This window comes from Stakelama portus, from assembly GCF_003171655.1.
In the GTDB taxonomy this organism is placed as follows: domain Bacteria; phylum Pseudomonadota; class Alphaproteobacteria; order Sphingomonadales; family Sphingomonadaceae; genus Sphingomonas; species Sphingomonas portus.
Map to the genome: position 1 here is coordinate 526,053 of NZ_QFZL01000001.1, position 20,555 is coordinate 546,607.

Below are 20,555 nucleotides of genomic sequence, written 5' to 3' on the forward strand. Positions count from 1 at the left end.
GGCGCATGCGGCGCAGATCCTCTCAACCCCGTCCCTTGACCAGCCCGGCGCTGGAGCAACTCGCGCTGCGATATGTCGAGCGCTATGCGACGACCCGGGCGAAACTGGCGGCCTATCTGGAGCGTAAGCTCTATGAACGCGGGTGGGAAGGGGCGGACCAGGCCGATCCGCACGGGCTTGCCGAACGCATGGCCGAACTCGGCTATATCGACGATCGCGGCTTTGCCGAAGCGCGTGCCGCCGCGATGGGCAGGCGCGGGCTGGGCGCGCGGCGGGTGGCGGCGGCGTTGCGCCATGCCGGAATCGAAGCCGATGACGCCGATGCGATTGCGCCTGCGATCGAGGCAAATGCCGTCGAAAGCGCGCTCACCTTTGCGCGGAAACGGCGAATCGGGCCCTATTCTGAAGAAGTTGCGGACCGGCAACTGCGTGAAAAGCAACTGGCGGCGATGGTGCGCGCCGGACATGGTTTCGATCTGGCGAGGAAAATCGTCTCGATGACTCCGGGCGAGGAAACCGAAACCCTGCTTTTAGCCCATTAACACAAAGCAATTCCCATTTTCGGTAATAGTGTGTTAATGGTTACCGCTGGGGGAATAGGATAATGCGTGCTGATAGCCAGCAGGCGCGTAACGATTACGCAATCGACGCGTCTGGTTCTGCCAGGTCGGATGTAGCGGTCGAAGAAGAGGGGCAGGCCCTCTCGGGCGTCGTGAAATGGTTCGACGTTACGCGGGGATTCGGCTTTCTCGTTCCGGATGTCGACGGATTCGGCGACGTCCTTATCCATTTCTCGGTTCTGCAGGATCATGGCCGGCGCAGCCTGCCCGAAGGGGCGCGGCTCGATTGTATCGCGGTCCGTCGCGATCGCGGGCTTCAGGCGCGTGAGGTGCTCGCGATCGACCTGACCGAAGCGGTCGAACCGGCGCGGCGCGCGACCGATCGCGGCGAGCGGTTGCGGATGATCGACGATGCCGGCCCCTATGAGTCAGTGACGGTAAAGTGGTTCAATCGCCTAAAGGGCTATGGTTTTCTGGTGCGCGATGCGGCGGACGGGGATATATTCGTCCATATGGAAACGCTGCGCAGCGCGGAAATCGAAGAAGTCGAGCCCGGCCAATCGCTTCGCGCGCGCATTGTGGATGGCGAAAAAGGGCCGCTTGCCGTGGCCGTCGAAAGGACCGACTGAACTCATGATCCGAACCGGTGTAATTCGTTCGGCGCTTGCCGCCGCGATGGTGCTTGCTCTTTCCGCGTGCAGCGGCGATTCGAGCGGAAACGCCTCGGCAGGGACTGCCGCTGCGGAACGGATTTCGGTGACGATCACCTCGGCGGACGGCACCAAGCACCTTTTCAACACCGAACGGGCGATCACGCGCGAGCAACAGGATCGCGGCTATATGTACCGCACCGATATCGGTGCGGATGATGCGATGCTCTTCTATCCCTATCCGGCCGAAGGCGGCGGCCCGCGCGAGGCAAGTTTCTGGATGAAGAACACGCCCACCGCGCTCGACATCATCTTCATCCGTCCCGACGGATCGATCGCGCGGATCGCGGAAAACACCATTCCCTATTCGACCGATCAGGTGCGTTCGGGCGAACCGGTTGCCGCCGTGCTCGAAGTGCTGGGCGGGCGTACCGCGGAACTGGGCATTTCTCCGGGCGACAAGGTCAGCTGGCCGGGGCAGGGCGGCGACTGACATCGCCGCCGCCAGGTCCGGCACCCCACTTGCACATGGCTCTTGCCTGATATAATGATGATATCACATTATATCAGGCAAGGATGTGTCATGCGCATTGCAAAATCTCTGGTGAAGTCGGCAATTCTGGCGGGTGCCGCGGCTGCGGCGATGGTGGGATCGGTGCCGGTTCAGGCCCAGAATGCCGGAAACGAAAGCGAAATAACCGCGCCCGGTCCGATCGGCCCGCTTGCCGGATCGATGATCGATGCCGGACAGGGCACTCCGGTGGTGCTGATTATTCCGGGATCAGGGCCGACCGACCGCAATGGCGACGATCCGATGGGATCGTCGGGCGGCGTCCTGCGCCAGCTGGCGCAGGGGCTGGCCGATGCGGGCGTCAGCAGCGTCCGGATCGACAAGCGCGGCATGTTCGGCAGCGCAGGCGCGGTTGCGAATGCCAATCGCGATTCGAGCATTGCCGGATATGTCGACGACACCAAAAGCTGGATCGGCGTGATTCGCGCCAAAACCGGCGCGCCCTGTGTCTGGCTGCTCGGCCATAGCGAAGGCGGCCTGGTCGCATTGAAGGCCGCGACGACGCTCGACGGCGTCTGCGGCGTGATCGAAGTCGAGGGCGCCGGGCGCAAGCTGGGCGATGTGCTGCGCGCGCAATTCCGCGCCAATCCCGCAAATGCACCGGTGCTCGACCAGTTGCTCTCCATCGTCGACCGCTTCGAAGCGGGCGATACGGTCGATCCGGCAACGCTGCACCCGGCGCTTCGCGCGATCTTCAATGCCGATATCCAGCCTTACTGGATCGACTTGCTGTCGCACGACCCGGCTGCGCTTGCCGCCGCCTATTCGGGACCGATGATGGTGGTGCAGGGGACCAACGATGTTCAGGTCACCCAGGCCGATTCGCAGGCGCTGATGGCGGCGCGGCCCGACGCCACGCTGCTGCTGGTGCCCGACATGACGCATGTCCTGAAAATCGCCCAGGGCGAGGGGCGTGCGGCGAGCCTCGCCACCTATACCGACGCCACGATGCCGATCGCGCCGCAGCTTACCCCTGCGATCGCCGAATTCATAAAGACACATTGATCGCATGAAGTGACGCTCGCCAGTTGCCGGAGGCGCGCTGGCGAGCTAATCGGCGCTCATGGGCATTTTGAAGTCGATCTTCACCTGGTGGGATGGCGCCACCATTGGCACGGGCCTCGCCGCGCGCGGGATGAACAATGTCGGCGAGGATTCGCTCGGCAATGTTTATTATGAAGGGGGCAAGGATACGTCCGGCCGCCCCCGCCGCTGGGTGATCTATAACGGCCCCAATGACGCCAGCCGGGTGCCGCCCGAATGGTTCGGATGGCTGCATCATCAGGTCGACGACGTGCCGGGCGAATCGCTCCCGCCGCGCCGCGACTGGCAACAGCCCGCCGTGCCGAATCTGACCGGCACCGCGCTTGCCTATCGTCCGCCGGGCGCGCTCGATGTGGGCGGCCAGCGGGTTCGCGCGACGGGCGATTATGAGGCCTGGACGCCCGACGCATGACCGTTCGCCCGTCGCTATTCGCCGGCGCGGCGCTGCTGCTTGCGCTGGGCGCCTGTTCCGGCGGCGATGAAGGCGGCAATAACAGCATCGACGAAATCCTGACCGAGCCGCTCGGCAGCGCGGGTTCGTCGGGTGCGGAAATCGTCGATGCGGGGGGCGATCTTGCGCTGGCGACCCAGGGCACGACGCCAATGGCCGAGCGCGAGGCCGTGCTCGGCTTTCTGAACAAGCGCAACGGCGAAACCCGCGAGATCAAGCTCAAGCCCGGTCAGTCGATTCGTATCGGCGAGGATGTCGTGGTGCGGCTGCGCGCGTGCGAACGCACCGCTCCCTGGGAGCCGGAGGAATATACCGGCGCCTTTGTTCAGCTCGACGTGCGCGATTTCGAAGGCAAATGGGGCCGGGTCTTCTCCGGATGGCTTTATAAGGAGCGGCCTTCGCTCAACGTCGTCCAGCACGGCATTTACGATATATGGCCCAAAAGCTGTGCGATGACTTTCCCCGATGGCGGGCCCGACACGGTTTCGGCGTCCTCGGTCGGACGGTCGGGCGCGGCGCCCAGCCGGTCGAGAGCGTCGAACACGCCCGCGCCGTCTCCGGCGCCTTCGGCCTCGCCCGAGCCCCAGGCGGCCGTGGCGCCGGCCACTGCCGAATCGAGCAACCCCAGATAATCGTCACGCGGAATCTCGATCGCGCCGAGCGATTCGAGATGCTCGGTCTGAAACTGACAATCGAGCAGCGTGAACCCGCCCACCTTCAACCGGGCGACCAGCCATGCGAGCGCCACTTTGGAGGCATCGCGGACGCGCGTGACCATGCTTTCCCCGAAAAACGCCCGGCCGAGCGCAAGTCCATAGAGCCCGCCGGCCAGCCGGTCGCCATCCCAGCATTCGATCGAATGCGCCATGCCGCGTCGGTGCAGGTCGATGAAGACGCGCTCGATCGGACCGTTGATCCAGGTGTCGGGCCGGTCCTCCGCCGATTCGGCGCATAGCGCGAGGATGCGTTCGAACGCAGTGTCGGCAGTCACGCGAAACCGTTCGCCGACGATCGTCTTGCGCAGCGAGCGCGAGAGATGAAAGCCATCGAGCGGCAGGATGCCGCGCAGCTTGGGCTCGACCCAGTAAATGCTTTCCGCATCGCGATGGTCGGACATCGGGAAAACGCCCATCGCATAGGCCCGCAGGACCAGGTCGGGATGAAGTTCGAGATTGGGCAGCGGACGCATGGCGATCTCAGCGAAGGTCGCGATCGGCGAGTTTGCGCTCGACCGCTTGCCACAGGGCGGCGAACGCCCGTGCACCCGTGCTGCGGGCGGCGAAGGCACCCACCGGCCGGCGCCGCGCCGACATCGTTTCGACGATGCTCGCCATCGGGATGACCGGCCAGTCGGGATGGCGCGCAATCGCTTCGCCATGCAGCTTGCGGCGGCGATCGACCATCGAATGCACCGGCATCAGCCCCGCCTTGAAGCCGCGCCCGGCGAAATAGGCGGAGACTTCCTCGAATGCGCGTTGCGAGAGCGGGCTGGGGATCACCGGAATGAGGATGATGTCCGCGGCGCGCATCGCCTGTTCGCTGGTTTCGGTGAGCCCCGGCGGGCAATCGAGCAGCAGCCGGTCATAATCGCCGTCGAGCCGTTCGAGCAGCTTTGCCAGCCGCTTCTTCTTGTCGAGTTCGTGAAACAGCTGGTCGAGCGCGCGCAGCGACGTATCGGCGGGGATCAGGTCCAGCTGTGCGATATCGGTCTGCTGGATCAGGTCGACCGGATCGAGGTCGCGCGTGAACACTGCCTGCGCCTTGCGCCTGGCCTTGGGCGCCACACCCAGCAGATAGGTCGAGGCCGCCTGGGGATCGAGATCCCATAACAAGGTCCGGCGCGCCGATTGCGTCGCGGAACACCATGCCAGATTGACGGCAAGCGTGGTTTTGCCGACGCCGCCCTTCAGGCTGTAGACTGCGATCCGCGCCACCGAGGCTCCTTCCGATCGGGAGTTGTGCCTTTCGACAAAGGGTGGCGTTTCGCTCCGACGCTGGCAAGCCCGCGCGCATGAAAAAGGGCCGGCGGAACGTGCCGCCGGCCCCATATGGCTTTGCGAAGAAAGGCCTCAGGCCTTGCAGGTGAGCGTATCGCCGTCCGGCTGCTCGACCGTGACCGAGCTGGGCGTGCCGGTGACGGTATAGCCTTCGCCGGTGAACGGCTGGCCGGCTTCCTCTGCCTTCAGCGTCTTGCCGACCGGTGCTTCGACATCGGTCTTCAGCGTGATCATCTTGTCACCGGTGAAGAAATCGACGGCGACGAGCTTGTTGCCCGGCTGGCAGCGGAAGGTGACCGAGTCCGCGATCGAGGGCGGCGGTTCGACCGGAGTGGCGTTGCGGAGTTCAGCGGCCATGGGATCTGGAGCCCGGCTATCGACTTCTTCGACTTTGTTCTGACAGGCCGAAAGCGAAAGCAGCGCGACCGCGGCGAGGGGGGCGAGTTTGAGATTGTTCATGACGGCGCAGTGCTTCGCGCACGCAGCACGAATCGTCAAGGCTCTGCATGGTCTGCCGACGCGAAGCGTTTTGCACCGCAATGATACGATATAACGAAAAACCCCCGTTATTCGTGAAATTCATGGCGCTCGGGAATGCGTCCGAACGCAATTTTTGTTCCTACCGCATCGACGCGCCCGCCATGGAGCGGGCCCACCGAAACCGCGTTTCGCCCGAATCGCTCATTGAGCCGGTCCATCGCCCGGCTGAGCGCGAGCGACCGCGTTTCGCGTGCCAGCGGGTCGTCGGGATCGCGTTCGGCGAACAGCGATCCCTGTTCGCCCTGCTGCGGTTCGATCTCGGCCAGCGTCACGCCCACCATGCGCAGGCAAAATCCGCCGGGATGGTTGCGGCCAGCATCGACCAGCCGCGGAAAGACCGTGTCGAGCGCCGCAAGCACGGCGAAACTGTCCTGCGTCGCGGGCAACCGGATCGCCGTGCGCCAGCGCGACTTGTCGTCCTCGAACCGCCCGTGCAGCACCAGCAGCCGCGCACGATAGCCTTTGCGTCGCAACCGGCTCGCCGCCTTGAGCGCCAGCCGCCGGGCGGTCAGTCGCACTGCCTCGCGTCCGCGCTTTCGCGGGCTCAGCACATGGCTGTGGCCGATCGACCGGCTGGCACTGGGCTTTTCGGGCAAGTCGACGCCGTGGAGCAGATACCATAGCCGATCGCCGTTGGTGCCGCCCCAGGCCGTGCCTGCGTCGCGCGGACGACGTGCGCAGAGCTGGCGGATGTCGAGGATGCCGTCGCGCGCCAGCCGTCGCTCCATCTTCGCGCCGATCCCGGCAATGTCGCGCAGTTTCAGGTCGAACAATGCGTGCGGCAGGTCCTGTGCTTCGAACACTACCAGCCCGTCGGGCTTTTGCAGGTCGGAAGCCAGCTTGGCGAGCAAGCGGTTGGGCGCGATGCCGACCGAGCTGGTCAGGCAATCGCCGACATGCGCGCGAATGCCCTGTTTGATCCGGTGCGCGATCGCCACCGCCGCCGCGCGGCTGTTTTCATTGTCGAGCAGCCGGCACGCCACTTCGTCGATCGAACAGACCCGCGTCACGGGAATATGCCGCCAGATTTCCGCGACGATCGCTTCGTGAAATTCGACATAGCGTTCGTGACGCGCCGGCGTGACGATCAGTTCGCGGCACCGGCGTTTTGCCTCCCACACCGGGGTTCCGGTGCCGATGCCATAGCGTTTTGCCTGCACCGACGCGGCGATCGCCACGGTGGTATCGGCATCGACCGGCGCGACGATCACCGGCTTGCCGCGCAATTCGGGCTGAAGTTGTTGCTCGACGCTGGCGAAATAGCTGTTGAGATCGAGGAAGAGCCAGCGCAGCGGCCGGCGCGGCAGCGCAAACTCCGGCACAGGCGGGGGCGCGGCGGTCATGGTCCTGGCGACATCGGTCATGGCGCTTCCTGCTCATCGAGTGCATGAGAACAATAGCAGAACATTGCGCGGCAGGACAGCCCGGATGGTTTCGCGGGCGTCGCGAAACTTGCGTCCGAAGGCCGAACCGCGCACCATGGGGCGCGGGAGACAAAACATGCGCAGCATATGCATCGCCGGGCTGCTGGTCGCGCTCACGGCGTGCGGCGGGGGTGAGCCGCCCGAAAATCTGACCAACGAAGCCGCGCAGAATGTCGTGGTGCCCGAAACGGGCCCCGTCATCGGCGGCGTCGATCTGTCCCAGCCGGTTCGGGCATGGGGCACCGAACCCTATTGGTCGCTCGATCTGTTGCCAGGCACCATCTATTTCACCGATCGCAGCGCGCTGTCGGAAGAGCCCGATCAATTCTATTATGTGGCGCCGGAGGCAACCGCCGCGACGGCGGTGTACCGGACACAGGATATCGCAGGGGCCAGCGTGGTCATCACGCTGACGGCGGCGCGGTGTCAGACCGGCGGCAACGCCGATCTGGTCCCGCTCGCGGTCGAAATCCGCCGTGGTGATCAGGTGCTGCGCGGCTGCGCCGATCAGGCGCCGGGCGAAATCGACCTTGGCGACAATGCCAGCGAGGAAAACGGCTCCATCGCGAACATCCAGGGCGAATAGGAAGGGGAAGCGGCTATACGCCGCCTCCCGCTGAGTCCGCGCCCGGGTGCACCATCGCCGATCAGGAGTCGCGCGCGCGCGCTCGTCCGCCGCTCTGCGTTTCGGCCAGGCCGATCAGCTTGATGAATTCCTGCCGCCAGTAATTGTGCGGATTGCCCGCCAGCGTGCGGATATCGGCCCAGCCCATATCGCCCAGCCGTGTGTCGCCGCGCAGCTTTTGCCCGAACGCAGCCACGCTGACGGCGAAGGCCATGTCGCCCTGTGGCGCGCGGGCCGACGCGATCGCCGATGCGGGGATCGGGCGCTCGATCAGCCGCGACCGTTCCTCGCCCGGAAGCTTGTAGCGCAGCTTGACGAAGGCGAGTTCGTCGCCCCCGGCACCCACAGCCGGGCGATTTGCTTCATAGCGGCGCCCGGGCAGCCATCCCTGCGCCCCGGCGGGCACGATTTCGTAAATCGCGGTTACCTGATGCCCGGCGCCGATTTCGCCGGCATCGACCTTGTCATTGTCGAAATCCTCTTCGCGCAACACGCGATTCTCATAACCGATCAGGCGATATTCGCTGACATGGGCCGGGTTGAACTCGACCTGGATCTTCACGTCGCCGGCGATGGTGAACAGCGTGGAGGAGAGTTCCTCGCCCAGCACCTTCTGCGCTTCCATCGCGCTGTCGATATAGGCGTAGTTGCCGTTGCCCAGATCGGCGATCGATTCCATCAGCGCTTCGTTGTAATTGCCGGTGCCGAAACCGAGCGTGGTCAGCGTGATGCCGCTGTCGCGATTGCGCTCGACCATGTCCTCCAGCTGGCGCTGATCGGTGACGCCGACATTGAAGTCGCCATCGGTCGCGACGATGATCCGGTTGATGCCGTTTTCGATGAAGCTTGCCCGCGCGGTGGCATAGGCGAGCGCGATCCCCTGACCGCCCGCAGTCGATCCGCCCGCTGCCAGTTCTTCCAGCGCGGCCTTGATCTTTGCCGGGTCGTTGGTGGGTTTGAGGACGACGCCCGCCGCACCGGCATAGACGACGATCGAAACCTTGTCCTGCGGGCGAAGGCCATCAGCGAGCATCGACAGCGCGGTCTTGACCAGCCCCAGCTTGTCGGGTGTCGCCATCGATCCCGACACGTCGATCAGAAATACCAGGTTCGCCGCCGGGCGCTCGTCATAGGAAATGTCATAGCCGCGCAGGCCGATGCGGAGCAGCCGGGTGTTGGGGTTCCACGGCGTCGTCGAAACATCCGTGGTCACGCTGAACGGCTGGCTGCGATCGGTCGGCAGGGGATAATCATAGCGGAAATAGTTGATGAACTCTTCGGTGCGCACGGCATCCTGCGGCGGCATCGCGCCCTGTGTCAGGAACCGGCGCGCATTGGCATAGGCGCCGGTATCGACATCGATCGAAAAGGTCGAAACCGGCGCGTCGGCAACCGACAGAACTGGCGATACCTCGTTTTCCGCATAGCGTTCGCGATCCTCCGATTGCGGCACGGCCACGCGGTTCGCCGTGACGGCGAATTCGGCAGACGGCATGTAAACGGGGGACGCGAGCGGCGGGGGATTGGGACCATAATCCGCTGACTTGTCTGCCGGGGAGCATGCGGAAATCAGGGCCGCAAGCATCGTTCCGGTCAAAAGCTTCTGGCGCATCCAAGTCTCCTATGCCTTAATTGCGCCACATTGTTGCCATGTTTTCTTTCGGCAGCGCAAGCGATTTCCCATTTTTGGAGTGGGAATTAGGAACCGGCCCGAAAACTCTGGACAGACCAAAGCTGGCGCCGCACGCATGAACGCCAAATGAAGCGGGGGGAGTGGCGGCGCCAAGCAACGCTTGCTTGCCGGCTATGGCCCGGCGCACCTATCTATCGGCCATGATTGCAACCAAAGACACGCTCTCGCTGATCGGCAACACGCCGCTCGTCCGCCTGAACGGGCCGAGCGCGGAATGCGGCGGCGAGATTTACACCAAGTGCGAATTCGCCAATCCCGGCGCGTCGGTAAAGGATCGCGCCGCGCTGTTCATCGTCGAGGATGCCGAGGAGCGGGGGCTGATCGCGCCCGGCGGCACCATTGTCGAAGGGACGGCGGGCAATACCGGCATCGGCCTGGCGCTGGTCGCCAATGCCAAGGGGTATAAGACGATCATCGTCATGCCCGAAACGCAGAGCCGCGAGAAAATGGACACGCTGCGCGCGCTGGGCGCCGAACTGGTGCTCGTGCCCGCCGCGCCTTATTCGAACCCCGGCCATTTCGTGCACACCAGCCGCCGCATCGCCGAGGAAACCCCCAATGCGATCTGGGCCAACCAGTTCGACAATATCGCCAACCGCAAGGCGCATATCGTCGGCACGGCCGAGGAAATCTGGGAGCAGATGGAGGGCCGCATCGACGGCTTTACCTGCGCTGCGGGCACCGGCGGCACGATCGCGGGCGTGGGTCTGGGCCTCAAGGGCAAGGACGAAAATGTGACGATCGCGCTCAGCGATCCGCACGGCGCCGCGCTGTACGAATATTATGCCTGTGGCGAATTGAAGTCCGAAGGGTCGTCGGTTGCCGAAGGGATCGGGCAGGGGCGCATTACCGCCAATCTGGAAGGCGCGCCGATCGACACCCAGTTCCGCATTTCGGACGAAGAGGGGCTCTATTGGGTCCGCCGCCTGCTTGCCGAAGAGGGGCTGTGCCTTGGCCTGTCCTCGGGCATCAATGTTGCCGGTGCGGTGGCGTTGGCAAAACGGCTCGGGCCGGGCAGCCGCGTCGCGACCATCCTGTGCGATACCGGCTTTCGCTATCTTTCGACGCTGTACAATCGCGAATGGCTCGAAGCGAAAGGGCTGAGCGTGCCGGAGTGGCTCAGGAAATAGCCGCGCGACCCCGGTTTGGGAGCGTCAGCCAGCAGCGCGTTCCGCCGAAAAACCGGTCATTTGCGAGTAGATGCGTCATGCCGACTTTATCGGCTTGCCGACTCATGCGGTGATCGACAAGCTGTGTCCGCCGTCTTACATCGCTTGTTGTCGCCATGAAAACTGTCTCGCCCGATACGGCGCAAGCCATGCAGCGGGTCCGCGTCGGGATGACCGGGCTGGCGATGGTGCTGACTTTGATCGGTCTGGCCAGCGCGATCTTCAGTTCGGCCAATCGTGACGAGCCGGTCGATGCGGTCGGCGCGCCCAAGGCGGATGTCGTCGCCAACATGACCGACGAGATGGGCAACGCCATGGTCGCCAAGCCCAAGCCCGATGAGCCGCTCGCCGAACTGGGCGTCGCACCGAGCACCGCGTCGCAGGAACCGGTCGATGCGGCGGCGGTGGCGCGGCGGATCGAGGCGCAGCGCCAGGCGGAAGTCGCGAAACCCGACGCGCAATAGCAGCAGCGCGGAAGCGGGTTAACCATCGCGTTTAAAGCGTCGACTCGCCGCAAATCCGCGATTCCTTGCCGCCTCGCGCTGTCGTTTGGCGCCGGAATCGGCTAAACTCAGCCACTTGTGAGGGTATAGCGGCGAACCATCGCCGCCCGATCCGTCAAAACAATATTTCGCAGGCATCGATCAGGCCGCCCGAAAATCGCTTCGGGCGGAAAAACGAAAAATTGGATCAAATACGGAACAGACCATAAAAATTACTTGAACATAGGTTCCAAATGGGGTCTAGTGGTGGCTAATCCCCATTTCAGGCATTGCTTCCCATCGTCTATACTGTTACCGAACATGGTAACGGGGGCACGACCCGTACTCGTCGATCATCAGCAAACCGGGATGCGGTCAGGGCCGTTTCTCCAGGCGGGTAGGTGCGTGCCTCGAAATGGGGCAGTGCGTTGCAGGATCGGGACCTCTACGAAGGATTTGCGCTCCAGGCGGTCGACGAAAAAGGTCGTGTCGCCATACCCGCAGACCTGCGCAGCGCCGCCGAACGCAATTCCGACGTTCGCCAGGTCGTTGTGGGCGTGCACCCCTTCGACCCCTGCCTTTCGGTTCATGATCTTGGCTGGTCGCAAACCAAATATGCGCGCGTCGATCGCGAGGAATCGCCGTTCGAGGGCGATGGCAGCACCGTGCGCGCCAAGCGTCGCGCCTTTGGCGCTGTCGAGCGTGCGCAGTTCGATGCCAGCGGGCGGTTCGTGATCCCGCCCTTTTTCCGCAAAAAGGCAAAGATTGCGCGCCTGGCCTTCTTCAATGGCGCCGGCGAGACGTTCGACATCTGGGCGCCCGAAGTGCTGATGGCGGACACCGATCCGGCCAATGCCGACATTCGCGAAATCTGCGAATTCCTTCTCGAACAAAAGGGCGTGACGCTGTGACTGCGGGCGCGCCGCATATCCCCGTGCTTCGCGACGAAGTCGTCGAAGCGCTCGCCATCGTGCCCGGCGAGCGCCATGTCGACGCGACGTTCGGAGCCGGTGGCTACACCCGGGCAATCCTCGAGCGGGGTGCCGAGGTGGCCGCTTTCGATCGCGACTCCCGGGCGATCGAAGGCGGCCATGATCTTGTCGCTGCAAGCGGCGGGCGGCTGATCCTGATCGAAGCGCCATTCTCTGCGCTCGACAGCGAGCTCGAACGGCGCGGTTTCGTGCCGGTCGACGGCGTGACGATGGATATCGGGGTTTCCTCGATGCAGCTCGATCAGGCCGAGCGCGGCTTTTCGTTTCAGCAGGACGGGCCGCTCGACATGCGAATGGCGCCCGAAGGGCTGACTGCGGCCGAATGGCTCAACAGCGCCGACGAGGTCGAAATCGCCGATATTCTCTATCGGTACGGCGAAGAACCGCGCTCGCGGCGCGTCGCCAGGGCGATCGTCTCCGCACGACCCCTTACGCGAACTTCCGAACTGGCAAATGTGGTTAGGAAGGCGTTAGGACATCGTCCGCACGACAAGAAAGACCCGGCGACCCGGACCTTTCAGGCGGTGCGCATCCATATCAATCGCGAGCTGGACGAGCTGGCGGAAGGGCTTGCCGCGGCGGAACGCGTGCTGAAGCCGGGCGGTCGGCTGGCAGTGGTGACGTTCCACAGCCTTGAGGATCGTCTGGTCAAGCGCTTCCTGCGCGAACGCAGCGGCGCGATGCCCGGTGGATCGCGGCATCGCCCCAGCGAGGCGCCGCGTGCCGCCCCCAGTTTTGAGTCTCTGCAACGGGCCGTTCGCCCGGGCGAGGCGGAAGTTGCCCGCAATCCCCGGGCCCGTTCGGCCACGCTGCGCGTCGCGCGGCGTACCGATGCGGCGCCCTGGTCGTCATGAGTATGAGTAAGGAGTTGAAATGATGGCAGGCTATGGACTGAAAGGCTTCGGCTGGTTCCTGTGCGGCGTCGTCGTGGCGCCCGCATGCTATATGGTGACCAGCCAGGTAGCGGCCGAGCGCGTTCAGCTTGAGGCGATGGATCGTGCGATCGCGCAGGCGCACAAGGATATCCGCTCGCTGGAAACCGAGTTCAACACGCGCGCGAGCATGGCGCAGATCGAACGCTGGAACGGCGATTTCCTGGCGCTGGCTTCGCCCGCCCCGGACCAGTTTCTGAGCGATGAGAACCAGCTTGCCAGCCTCGACGCCACCATGGGCGGCGAAATGCAGCATGCTTCGATGATTGTGCCCAAGGGCGGAAGCCAGGGCCGCGACGTCGTTGCGCCCGAATCCGCTTCGGCGCCGGTCGCCACGGCTTCGGCAGCGCCGACCGCTGCGCCGCGTGCCGATGCCGCCGCTGCTTCGCAGAGCGCGCGCGGTGGCAGCGATCAGGTTGCGATGCTCGACACGCGCCTCCTCTCCAGCTCGACGATGGAGGATCTGCAGCGTCGCGCGAATATCGAGCGGCTGGCACTGCGGTGATCGTCCTCGTCGCCCCGCCGGCGGAATCGCGCCGGGCCGGCAATGGGCGGCAGGCGATGGTTGCGGTCGCGCAGGTGCGGCTGATGATCCTGCTGCTCGCGTTCGGCGCGGGCATTTTCGCGATTCTGGCGCGGCTTGCCGTGCTCGCCATCTGGGCCGAGCCGGCATCGGCGCGCAATGCGGTCGCGGTGGTCAAGCCGTTGCGCGGCGACATTGCCGACCGTAATGGCGAACCGCTGGCGCGGACGATCGACGCCTGGACCATCGGCGTGCACCCCGAAAAGATCATCGGCGACCGGCAGGAGCTGGCGCGCAAGCTGGCCGAACTGATGCCCGAACGCAGTGCCGCGGAATATTTCCAGCTGCTCAACGCCAAGGGCTTTCGCTATCTGAAGCGTCGCGCGCGTCCCGAACTGGTCAGCGCGGTCAATGCGCTGGGCGAGCCGGGCATCGGCTTCAATCGCGAGCCCGAGCGGCTTTATACCCAGGGCGACCTTGCCGCCTATGTGCTCGGGCATCTTCACTATGACGGCTATGGCGTGCGCGGCATGGAGCGGGTGCTCGAAAAGCGCCTGACCGATCCGGCCCAGGCCGGAACCCCGGTCGAGCTTTCGATCGACGTGCGGGTGCAGGCGGCGCTGCGCAGCGAGCTTGGCGAAGCGATGGAATCGTTTCAGGCCAAGGGCGCGGCCGGGCTGATCCTCGATGTCGATACCGGCGAAGTGCTGGCGATGGTGTCGCTGCCCAGCTTCAATCCCAATGATGTGAACGGGACGATCCCGCCCAATAATGTGACGCAGAGCGTCTATGAGCTTGGGTCGACCTTCAAGCCGATCACTGCCGCCGCCGCGATCGACCGCGGCGTGGTCACGTCGATGTCGCGCCGTTTCGACGCGACCGAGCCGCTGCGGATCGGCCGGTTCAGCATCGGCGACGATCACCCCCAGCGCCGCTGGCTCAACATCCCCGAAACGCTGATCTATTCCTCGAACATCGCCACTGCGCGGATCGGCGAGGAACTGGGGCAGGAGGGGTTCGAGGATATTTTCCGCAAATTCCATTTCGACGAGCGCGCGCCGATCGATCTGGAAGGCGGCGGAACGCTCTGGCCGCATTATTGGGGCCGGGCGACGACAATGACCGTCGGCTATGGCCATGGCATCGCCGTTACGCCGCTGCATCTCGCGCTTGCCTATGCCGCGATGGTCAATGGCGGCGTGTGGCGCCCCGCGACGATGCTGAAGGTCGAGCCGGGCCATGCCGTACCCGGCGAACGCGTGCTTTCCGAAGCGACCAGCGCGCGGATGCGCCAGCTGCTGCGGCTGATCGTGACCGACGGCACGGGCAAGAACGCGAACGTCGCGGGCTATCGCGTCGGCGGCAAGACCGGGACGGCGGAGAAGCCGGGCGATCACGGATATTCGGCCACCAAGAATGTTTCTACCTTCGCAGCGGCTTTCCCCATGGACGCACCGCGCTATGTGGTGATTGCCATGCTCGATTCGCCTATCGGAAACGCCCAAAGCTACGGCCAGCGCACTGCCGGCTGGACCTCGGTTCCCCTTGTCGGCCGCGTGATTCAGCGCACCGGCCCGATGCTCGGCGTCATTCCCGACGCCAATCGCGACGTGGATCTTTCCGAATTCGCGTCGTTGATCTGGCACGGTTCGCAGGATCACGAGGCATCGGACCAATGAAGCTGGGCGCCTTGACCGGCGGCGCGGAGGCGGCCGTCGTCACCGGGTTCGCCATCGACCATCGCAAGGTCGCGCCCGGCACCATTTTCGGTGCGTTTCGCGGTGCGCGGTTCAACGGCGAGGATTTCATCGCCGATGCGGTGAAGAGCGGCGCGATCGCGATTGTCGCCGCACCCGATGCGAAGGTGGAAGGCGCGGTGCATATCGCCGCCGAAAATCCACGCGAGAAATTCGCGCAGCTTGCCGCCAGATTCTTTGCGCCCTTCCCGGCGACGGCGGTCGCGGTTACCGGCACCAACGGCAAGACGTCGACGGTCGAAATGACGCGGCAATTGTGGCGGATGGCGGGCGAACATGCCGCGTCGATCGGCACGCTCGGCGTCACCACGGCGGACGAAAGCGTCTATACCGGGCTCACCACCCCCGACATCGTCACGTTCCTTTCCAATGTCGCGGGGCTTGCACGCGAGGGCGTGACGCATCTGGCGTTCGAGGCGTCGAGCCACGGCCTGACCCAATATCGTACCGAAGGGATTCCGGTCGCGGCGGCGGCGTTCACCAATCTCAGCCGCGATCACCTCGATTATCATGGCGACATGGCCGCTTATTTCTGTGCCAAGCTGCGGCTGTTCGCCGATGTGCTCGACGCCGATGGCGCTTCGGTGATCTGGATGGACGATCCCAATGCCGATCGCGTGATCGATCTGGCGCGGGTGCGCGGCAATCGCATCGTCAGTGTCGGCGAACATGGCGATACGCTGCGCCTCGTTTCGCGCGATCCGACGTTGCTGGGGCAGGGGCTGGTGATCGAGGCCGAAGGTGCGCAGCACAAGGTGATGCTGCCGCTGATCGGCGCCTATCAAGCCGCCAATGCGCTGGTCGCGGCGGGGCTGGTGATCGCCACCGGCGGGGACGTGGCAACGACGCTCGCCAATCTCGCCCGGCTGCAGCCGGTTCGCGGACGGCTCGAACGCGCCGTCATCACGCGCAGCGGCGCGCCGGTCTATGTCGATTATGCCCATACGCCCGACGCGCTGGAAGCGGCGATCGCGGCGCTGAAGCCGCATGCCAAGGGTCGTCTGATCGTCGTGTTCGGCGCGGGCGGGGACCGCGACACCGGCAAGCGCGAACCGATGGGCACGGTTGCGCGGCAGGGGGCCGATCTCGCCATCGTCACCGACGATAATCCGCGTACCGAAGATCCCGCGTCGATCCGTGCCGAAATCCTCAAGGGCTGCCCCGATGCTCGCGAAGTCGCCGGCCGCCGCGAAGCGATTGCGCTGGCGATTGCCGAGGCCGGGCCGGAAGATATCGTGCTGATCGCCGGCAAGGGGCATGAGCAGGGGCAGATTGTCGGCGAACTGGTGTTGCCGTTCGACGATGTCACGGTCGCGCGCGAGTGTGCGGCATGAGCGCATTATGGACTTCCTCCGAAATCGCTGCCGCCACCGGCGGTACGGCATCGGGGGCATTCGCGGTTTCGGGCGTCACCTTCGACAGCCGCGAAGTCGGGCGGGGCGACTTGTTCCTTGCGCTGAAAGGCGAGGCGACCGACGGCCATCGTTTTCTGGACCAGGCATTTACCCAGGGCGCGGCCGGTGCAGTGGTGAGCGCCGATACGCCGCACGCCCATGTCCGCGTCGCCGATACGATGGCTGCGCTCGAGGATCTGGGCCGGGCATCGCGCGCGCGGATGCAGGGCAGGGTGATCGGCGTAACCGGGTCGGTCGGCAAGACCGGCACCAAGGAAGCGCTGTTCGCCGCGCTCGACCGCCCCGAACCGGGCCGGGCGCATCGCTCGGTCAAAAGCTATAACAACCATACCGGCGTGCCGCTCAGCCTTGCCCGCATGCCGCGCGAAACCCGCTTCGGCGTGTTCGAAATGGGAATGAACCATGCCGGCGAACTCGCCGCGCTGACGCAAATCGTGCGGCCGCATGTCGCGATCGTCACCGCCATCGCCCCCGCGCATACCGAATTCTTCAGGGATGAAAGCGCGATTGCCGATGCCAAGGGCGAGATTTTCCAGGGGCTGGAATCGGGCGGCACTGCGATCGTTCCGTTCGACAGCCCGCACCGCGACCGGCTGATCGCTGCGGCGCAGCCGCATGCCGCGCGGATCGTCACCTTCGGCCTTGGCGAAGGGGCCGATGTCCGCGCGATCGAAACGATGCGCACGCGCACCGGCGGCACGTTCGTCACCGCGCGGCTGGGCGAGCGCGAACTCAGCTTCACATTGTCGCAGCCGGGCGAACATTGGGTTGCCAACGCGATGGCGATCCTTGCCGCTGTCGATGCGGTGGGCAGCGATCTGGAACTTGCCGGGCTGGCGCTGGCCGAAATGGGCGGGCTGCCCGGGCGCGGCGCGCGGTTTCTGGCGAAAGTCGATGGCGGCGAAGCGCTGGTGATCGACGAAAGCTATAACGCCAATCCCGCGTCGATGCGTGCGACGCTGGCCGTGCTGCGCGCCGAACCGGCCGATGCGCGGCGGATCGTCCTGCTCGGCGAAATGCGCGAACTGGGTGCGGAAAGCGATGCCTATCATGCCGCGCTTGCCGATCCGATTCGCGCCGCCGGGGTGAGCCGTGCCATTTTGGTGGGTGAAGGGATGGCGGCGCTTGCAAAGGCGCTTGAGGGCCAGATTGATTTCGTCCATGTGCCCGACGCCGCATCCGCGCGGGCGAGCCTGGAATCCATGCTTGCGCCCGGCGATGCGGTCCTCGTCAAGGGATCGAACGCAGTGGGGCTGGCGAGCGTTGTCGCATCGCTGGCGGGAAGGGGCTAATGCTTTACTGGATCGCGGAGCTGCTGGATTTTACCGGCGCTTTCAATCTCTTCCGCTATCTTTCCTTCCGCACCGGCGGCGCGGTGGCGACGGCGCTGCTGCTCGGCCTGATCGTCGGCCCGCGTTTCATCGGCTGGCTGCGCGTCCGTCAGGGCAAGGGGCAACCGATCCGCAGCGACGGCCCGCAAAGCCATCTCGCCAAGCGCGGAACGCCGACCATGGGCGGGCTGATGATCCTGACCAGCCTGATGGTGTCGCTGATCCTGTGGATGGACCTCAGCAATCCCTTTGTCTGGGCGTGCATGTTCGTGACGTTCGGTTTCGGAATGATCGGGTTCCTCGACGATTATGACAAGGTGCGCAAGGCAAGCACCGCAGGCGTTTCGGGCAAGGTGCGCCTCGCGGGCGAGTTCCTGATCGCCGGCGTCGCGGCGTGGATCATTACCCAGCAGAACGGGACCGAACTTTACCTGCCGTTCGTCACCCATCGCATCGATCTGGGCCCCTTCTATATCGTCTTCGCCGCTTTCACGATCGTGGCGTTCGGCAATGCCGTGAATTTGACCGACGGGCTCGACGGCCTCGCGACCATGCCGGTGATCATCGCCAGCCTGGCGTTCATGATGATCGTCTATCTGGTCGGCCGCGCGGACTATGCCAGCTATCTTGGCATTCCGCATGTTCCGGGCGCGGGCGATCTTGCCATTTTCTGTGGCGCGATGATCGGGGCAGGGCTTGCGTTCCTCTGGTTCAACGCCCCTCCGGCCGCGGTGTTCATGGGCGATACCGGCAGCCTCGCATTGGGCGGCGCGCTCGGCGCGATTGCCGTTACTTCGCACCATGAAATCGTGCTCGGCATCATCGGCGGCCTGTTCGTGATCGAAGCGATGAGCGTCATCATTCAGGTCTTCTTCTACAAACGGACTGGCAAGCGCGTGTTCCGCATGGCGCCGATCCACCATCATTTCGAACAACTCGGCTGGAGCGAACCCACGGTGGTGATCCGTTTCTGGATCATTGCCTTTGTTCTGGCGCTGGCGGGGCTTTCCACACTCAAGCTGCGATGATCACGAGCACGACCTGGAGCGGAAAACGCTACGCCGTGCTGGGGCTGGCACGCTCCGGGCAAGCGAGCGTGGCTGCGCTGCTGGCAAGCGGGGCGCGGGTTGTTGCGTGGGACAATAGCGAGGAACGGCGTGAAGCCACCCGTTCGTCCCGAGCGCAGTCGAGGGACGGGGCGCACGGCCAACGTGTCTCGACTTCGCTCGACACAAACGGTTCGTTGGAGCTTGCCGACCCACTCGAAACCGATCTCTCCGGCTTTGCGGGCGTCGTCGTTTCCCCCGGCGTGCCGATCAATCGCCACCCGATTGCCGCGCATGCCGCAGCAGCAGGCGTTCCGCTGATCGGCGACATCGAGCTCTTCGCACAGGCGCGCGCCGAACTCCCGGCGCACAAGGTCGTCGGTATCACCGGCACCAACGGCAAATCGACCACGACCGCGTTGATCCACCACATCCTCGACAGCGCCGGCATCTCCGCACGGATGGGCGGCAATATCGGCCTGCCGATCCTCGGACAGGAGCCGCTGACGCCAAATGACAACGGCGCCGGCGTCTATGTCCTCGAACTGTCGAGCTATCAGATCGATCTGACCCAGAGCCTCGATTGCGATGTCGCGGTGCTGACCAACATCACCCCCGATCATCTCGATCGCTACGCCGGATTCGACGCCTATGCCGCGTCCAAGGCACGGCTGTTCGCGATGCAGTCGCCCGATCATGCCGCGATCATCGGCATCGGCGACATCCCCTCGGCCAATATCGCGCGAAACCTCGCAAAATCTGGCCGGTCGGAGGCGCTGACCAAGATCGCGCCCGGCGTCTGTATGGATCAGTCGCGCTGGCCGAGCCTGCAAGGGCCGCACAACGCGCAGAACGCACTCGCTGCGATCGCCGCGTGCGAAGCGTTGGGCCTGTCGCGCGACGCGATTGATGCAGGGCTGGAAAGCTTCCCCGGCCTGCCGCACCGGATGGAGCGGCTCGGCGTCCATAAGGGGCTGCTCTGGGTCAATGACAGCAAGGCGACCAACCCGACCAGCACCGCGCCCGCGCTGCAGGCCTTTGGTCGCATCCACTGGATCCTGGGCGGGCAGGCCAAGACGGATGATCTGGAGGCGTGCCGCCCCGGCTTCGGTAATGTGGTACAGGCCTATACAATCGGCGAAGCCGCCGAATTGTTCGAAACGCTGCTGCGCCCGGAAATGCCGGTGGCGCGCGTCGATACGCTCGACGCAGCGGTGCATGCGGCGCTGACCGTTGCGCAGCCCGGTGATACCGTGCTGCTCTCGCCCGCCTGCGCCTCGTTCGACCAGTTTCGCGACTTCGAAGCGCGCGGCGATGCGTTTCGCGCGCTGGTGGAGGGGCTGGAGTGAGCGA

Annotated in this window: 21 protein-coding genes and 1 pseudogene; 17 read left to right on the top strand and 5 right to left on the bottom strand. The window is 64.8% G+C overall.

All coding sequences use genetic code 11. The features are described 5' to 3' along the window. Positions 1-35: 35 nt before the first annotated feature. The 6 genes and pseudogenes from DKB74_RS02360 to DKB74_RS18965 form a co-directional block, all read left to right on the top strand. The gene (locus DKB74_RS02360; protein ID WP_239987341.1) at positions 36-542 is read left to right on the top strand and encodes a regulatory protein RecX; all 507 of its coding nucleotides are present in this window, start codon (positions 36-38) and stop codon (positions 540-542) included. Positions 543-604: 62 nt separating this feature from the next. Continuing rightward, positions 605-1,189, top strand: coding sequence for a cold-shock protein (locus DKB74_RS02365; RefSeq protein WP_109806488.1), 585 nt, complete (start codon positions 605-607; stop codon positions 1,187-1,189). A gap of 4 nt (positions 1,190-1,193) precedes the next feature. Beyond that, a complete protein-coding gene (locus DKB74_RS02370) occupies positions 1,194-1,703 on the top strand; it encodes a DUF192 domain-containing protein (protein ID WP_109806489.1) in 510 nt (169 codons plus the stop codon). A gap of 90 nt (positions 1,704-1,793) precedes the next feature. Then, a complete protein-coding gene (locus DKB74_RS02375; RefSeq protein WP_239987342.1) occupies positions 1,794-2,786 on the top strand; it encodes an alpha/beta hydrolase in 993 nt (330 codons plus the stop codon). Positions 2,787-2,844: 58 nt separating this feature from the next. Next, a complete protein-coding gene (locus tag DKB74_RS02380) occupies positions 2,845-3,237 on the top strand; it encodes an NADH:ubiquinone oxidoreductase subunit NDUFA12 (RefSeq protein WP_109806490.1) in 393 nt (130 codons plus the stop codon). Between the two features lie 191 nt (positions 3,238-3,428). Next, a pseudogene (locus DKB74_RS18965) lies at positions 3,429-3,665 on the top strand (DUF2155 domain-containing protein); the annotation flags it as partial. Positions 3,666-3,700: 35 nt separating this feature from the next. Here DKB74_RS18965 and aat read toward each other — a convergent pair. The 4 genes from aat to DKB74_RS02405 form a co-directional block, all read right to left on the bottom strand. After that, positions 3,701-4,465 (bottom strand): leucyl/phenylalanyl-tRNA--protein transferase, encoded by a 765-nt coding sequence (aat, locus tag DKB74_RS02390; protein WP_109806491.1) that lies wholly within the window; start codon positions 4,463-4,465, stop codon positions 3,701-3,703. A gap of 7 nt (positions 4,466-4,472) precedes the next feature. After that, positions 4,473-5,210: a ParA family protein gene (locus DKB74_RS02395; protein WP_109806492.1), complete on the bottom strand. Its 738-nt coding sequence runs from the start codon at positions 5,208-5,210 to the stop codon at positions 4,473-4,475. A 135-nt stretch (positions 5,211-5,345) separates the two neighbouring features. Beyond that, complete coding sequence (locus DKB74_RS02400) at positions 5,346-5,630, bottom strand: hypothetical protein (protein ID WP_239987343.1); 285 nt, start codon at positions 5,628-5,630, stop codon at positions 5,346-5,348. Between the two features lie 209 nt (positions 5,631-5,839). Continuing rightward, positions 5,840-7,177, bottom strand: coding sequence for a DNA polymerase Y family protein (locus tag DKB74_RS02405; protein ID WP_109806494.1), 1,338 nt, complete (start codon positions 7,175-7,177; stop codon positions 5,840-5,842). Positions 7,178-7,313: 136 nt separating this feature from the next. On the opposite strand from DKB74_RS02405, the gene DKB74_RS02410 reads away from it, so the two are divergent. Next, entirely contained in the window at positions 7,314-7,823 is a 510-nt protein-coding gene (locus DKB74_RS02410) for a hypothetical protein (RefSeq protein ID WP_145960883.1), read from the top strand. Between the two features lie 61 nt (positions 7,824-7,884). Here DKB74_RS02410 and DKB74_RS02415 read toward each other — a convergent pair whose 3' ends face one another. Beyond that, positions 7,885-9,474, bottom strand: a complete 1,590-nt coding sequence (locus DKB74_RS02415) for a vWA domain-containing protein (RefSeq protein WP_109806496.1) — start codon at positions 9,472-9,474, stop codon at positions 7,885-7,887. A gap of 221 nt (positions 9,475-9,695) precedes the next feature. Here DKB74_RS02415 and DKB74_RS02420 point away from each other — a divergent pair, with 221 nt between their 5' ends. The 10 genes from DKB74_RS02420 (at position 9,696) to murD (ending at position 20,551) form a co-directional block, all read left to right on the top strand. Further along, the gene (locus tag DKB74_RS02420; RefSeq protein ID WP_109806497.1) at positions 9,696-10,685 is read left to right on the top strand and encodes a cysteine synthase A; all 990 of its coding nucleotides are present in this window, start codon (positions 9,696-9,698) and stop codon (positions 10,683-10,685) included. Between the two features lie 188 nt (positions 10,686-10,873). Then, entirely contained in the window at positions 10,874-11,188 is a 315-nt protein-coding gene (locus tag DKB74_RS02425; protein ID WP_109807072.1) for a hypothetical protein, read from the top strand. Positions 11,189-11,607: 419 nt separating this feature from the next. After that, on the top strand, positions 11,608-12,117 hold the full coding sequence (locus DKB74_RS02430; RefSeq protein ID WP_239987344.1) for a division/cell wall cluster transcriptional repressor MraZ: 510 nt from the start codon (positions 11,608-11,610) through the stop codon (positions 12,115-12,117). Continuing rightward, positions 12,114-13,052 carry a 16S rRNA (cytosine(1402)-N(4))-methyltransferase RsmH gene (gene rsmH, locus DKB74_RS02435; RefSeq protein ID WP_193504342.1) on the top strand — a complete coding sequence of 313 codons (939 nt, stop codon included), beginning with the start codon at positions 12,114-12,116 and terminating at the stop codon, positions 13,050-13,052. Before DKB74_RS02430 ends, rsmH begins: the two co-directional genes overlap by 4 nt. A gap of 22 nt (positions 13,053-13,074) precedes the next feature. After that, positions 13,075-13,635, top strand: coding sequence for a hypothetical protein (locus DKB74_RS02440; protein WP_145960884.1), 561 nt, complete (start codon positions 13,075-13,077; stop codon positions 13,633-13,635). Next, positions 13,632-15,332 carry a peptidoglycan D,D-transpeptidase FtsI family protein gene (locus DKB74_RS02445; protein ID WP_109806500.1) on the top strand — a complete coding sequence of 567 codons (1,701 nt, stop codon included), beginning with the start codon at positions 13,632-13,634 and terminating at the stop codon, positions 15,330-15,332. Before DKB74_RS02440 ends, DKB74_RS02445 begins: the two co-directional genes overlap by 4 nt. Next, positions 15,329-16,744 carry a UDP-N-acetylmuramoyl-L-alanyl-D-glutamate--2,6-diaminopimelate ligase gene (locus DKB74_RS02450; RefSeq protein WP_109806501.1) on the top strand — a complete coding sequence of 472 codons (1,416 nt, stop codon included), beginning with the start codon at positions 15,329-15,331 and terminating at the stop codon, positions 16,742-16,744. Before DKB74_RS02445 ends, DKB74_RS02450 begins: the two co-directional genes overlap by 4 nt. Next, positions 16,741-18,117: a UDP-N-acetylmuramoyl-tripeptide--D-alanyl-D-alanine ligase gene (locus tag DKB74_RS02455; RefSeq protein WP_109806502.1), complete on the top strand. Its 1,377-nt coding sequence runs from the start codon at positions 16,741-16,743 to the stop codon at positions 18,115-18,117. The genes DKB74_RS02450 and DKB74_RS02455 overlap by 4 nt, the downstream gene beginning before the upstream one ends. Further along, the gene (mraY, locus tag DKB74_RS02460) at positions 18,117-19,184 is read left to right on the top strand and encodes a phospho-N-acetylmuramoyl-pentapeptide-transferase (RefSeq protein ID WP_109806503.1); all 1,068 of its coding nucleotides are present in this window, start codon (positions 18,117-18,119) and stop codon (positions 19,182-19,184) included. The genes DKB74_RS02455 and mraY overlap by 1 nt, the downstream gene beginning before the upstream one ends. After that, positions 19,181-20,551, top strand: coding sequence for a UDP-N-acetylmuramoyl-L-alanine--D-glutamate ligase (gene murD, locus DKB74_RS02465; RefSeq protein ID WP_109806504.1), 1,371 nt, complete (start codon positions 19,181-19,183; stop codon positions 20,549-20,551). The genes mraY and murD overlap by 4 nt, the downstream gene beginning before the upstream one ends. Positions 20,552-20,555 lie beyond the last annotated feature (4 nt).